General features: G+C 65.2%; 2 protein-coding genes and 1 pseudogene. All 3 read left to right on the top strand.

The features are described 5' to 3' along the window. Window positions 1-866: hypothetical protein (locus AMA01_RS06245; RefSeq protein WP_067848992.1), on the top strand; the 866-nt coding region annotated here is incomplete at its 5' end. After that, complete coding sequence (gene pelF, locus AMA01_RS06240) at window positions 863-2386, top strand: GT4 family glycosyltransferase PelF (RefSeq protein WP_231862844.1); 1524 nt, start codon at window positions 863-865, stop codon at window positions 2384-2386. The genes AMA01_RS06245 and pelF, both read left to right, overlap by 4 nt. Further along, window positions 2358-2641, top strand: a pseudogene (locus AMA01_RS06235) (hypothetical protein); the annotation flags it as partial. The gene pelF and the pseudogene AMA01_RS06235, both read left to right, overlap by 29 nt.

The raw sequence follows: 2641 nt of genomic DNA, 5'->3' as shown, positions 1-2641 counted from the left end.
TGGAACTCTATGCGATGGGGGAATACAGTGAGGCGCTGAACGCGTTTTTGGAAGAGGCGAGATCGCTCGAGGGGAACGTGCCGCAGCGGGCGGGGGTCGCGTACCGTCAGGCGGCGCTCTGCGCGCGACGCCTCGGGCGAATGGACGACTTCGACCACTACATGCGGTTGGCGGGGCGCGAATTCTTGCGCGCGAGTGAGCTGCCGGATCAGCCTGCCCAGCATATCCGCGAGTACTCGCTTCTGGCGGCCCAATGTTTTCTCGCAGTTGAAAACCTGGACCTTTCCTCCAAAAGCGTGACGCGAGCCAAGACGGTCGAGGTGGCCCTGGAGGAGCCCATGTCGGAGGCGGTCGCCACGGCTGTGGAAGAAGGGCAAGAGGGACTGCCAGATGCTCGCGCCGGTTTTGGGGTGGGCGCGGGCGAGCCCGTGGACGAAGCGCTGCACCAGGGAGCCATCAAGGCGAACGATGCGAGGCTCGGCGCGGACATCGGCTCGCTCTCCGAGGCGCCGGCAGGCGCCGAGGAGAATGAACTGCCGCGAGGTGAAGCGCGAGATCATCTCGCGCGCGTCCTGCGGGAAGTCGAGACGCGCTTGACCGGGGCCGCCTTCGAGCGATCGGATGGCGATCACGTTGGCCCTGCTGCGACCGGATGGAACGAGCGGAATTTGGGGGCGCGCGAACAAGCCCCGCGGAACGAGCCTGCGCAGGTGCCGCGCCGCATGGAGGCGAGTTGGGCGGCTGAGGTGCTGGACGAAATTGGCGAGATCCACGCGCAGATGGTGGAGGCGGAGCGGCGCATGCTGGAACTGGAGCGGCGGCTGCACCGGATGCTGCGTGAACTGAGCGCGGAGGGACGCCTGTGAGGTCGCGCAAGGCGCCTGTGTCGGATGTGTTGCTGGCCACCGAGGGCACGTATCCCTACACGCTCGGAGGTGTCAGTGCGTGGGCGGATCGGCTGATCCGCGGGCTTGCCGATCAGCGCTTCACCGTCTACGCGGTGGTCGCAAATCCTGGCGCGACGCCGCGCTACGCGCTGCCCGAAAACGTCGACCGACTTCTGATGGTGCCGCTCTGGGGGACGGATCGCCACGAGGAATTCTCGTGGAATCCGCAGATGTCGTGGAATCTCGGAGCGCGCAAATCGTTTCAGCGAGACTTTCTGCCAGCCTACGAGGCGTTTTTGACGGCCTGCCTGCGGCCAGCCGAGGCGCGGCTGGACGAGGCGCTGGCGGCGCTTCGCGTGATGGCCGCATTCGCCGAGCGCGGGAACATGAAATACGCGCTACGACATGGGAAGACCTGGGACATCCTTCGATCCCGCCTCTCGGAGCATCCTCTGTTTCGCCACCTGAACTTGTTCGAGGCGGTCGATATCGGCAAGCTCTTGTACCGATACCTGGCGCCGCTCGCCTTCCCGGTTCCGGAAGCTCGCATCTACCACGCGTCCGCGGCGGCCTTCTGCGCGCTGCCGCTCGTGATGGCGAAGGAGCGGCATCACCGGCCACTGCTCGTCACCGAACACGGGGTGTATTATCGCGAGCGGCTGCTGTCCATCGGCAGGATGGAGCGGGCCGCGCCCTATCGCTACTTTCTCTCGAGTCTGTACGGCTTGGTGGTGCGCTTGGTGTATCAGGCCGCGGACAGCGTCGCGCCGGTGGCGAAATTCAACGCGCTGTGGGAACAGAAGCTTGGCGTTCCCCCTGAGCGGATCCATCCCATTCCGAATGGCGTCGATCCGCGCGCGTTCCACATCACGCGCAATCCCGGATCAGGGAACCAGCCGCTTCGCCTCGTGATGATCGCGCGCATCGATCCGCTGAAAGACATTCACACCGCCATCCGCGCCATGCGTAGTCTTCACGAGACCTACGGGAGTCGGCCCGAGCTGGTGGGCGCCACGCTCACCATCTACGGGCCCGCGCCGGACCCTGCTTACGAGGCTTCGTGTCGCGATCTCGTCCGCGAGTACAGGCTGGAAAACGTCGTTCGCTTTGCAGGGCCAACGGACGACGTGAACGGCGCCCTCAACAGCGGAGATATCGCGGTCATGTCGAGCTCGTCCGAGGGATTTCCCTATGCCGCTGTGGAGGCGGTCATGGCTGGACGGCCCATCGTGGCCACCAACGTCGGCGGGATGAGCGAGATTGTCCAGGAGCCGTACGGAATCCTCGTGCCGCCGCGCCGGCCGCGGGAGCTCGCGGATGCCATCGCGCGATTGGCGGCGGACCGCGGCCAGCTGGCGGCGCTCGGGCGCCTGGGGCGAGATCGCATGCTCGCGGAATTTACGCTCGATCGGTTTCTTGATAGGTATCGGGCTTGGTACAACGAATGGGCGAGTGAAGGGGAGCATGGGCATGAGCGCCGAGATCGAGAGACCGTTTGAAGGGTCGGGCGAGGACGAGATCCAGCAGTTACATTCGCTCGCGTACCTCGTGGTGAGTCGACAACCCCATCCGCGCAACGTGCTCGAGGTGGCGGTTCACCTCGAGGACAGTGGCTATGGGAACGAGGCGGCCCGGGCCCTCGGCTTTCGCGATGTGTTCCATCTCGCTGAAGCGGTTTGGGAACGGATTCCTTTGTACCAGACGCCCGAGGAGATTGAGAAGCCGAGCCCCATTGGCTGGTTTCGGAAAGCGGC

Origin of the sequence: Alicyclobacillus mali NBRC 102425 (assembly GCF_001570745.1) — a bacterium.
GTDB lineage: Bacteria > Bacillota > Bacilli > Alicyclobacillales > Alicyclobacillaceae > Alicyclobacillus > Alicyclobacillus mali.
This window is presented reverse-complemented; position numbering and strand designations above follow the sequence as displayed.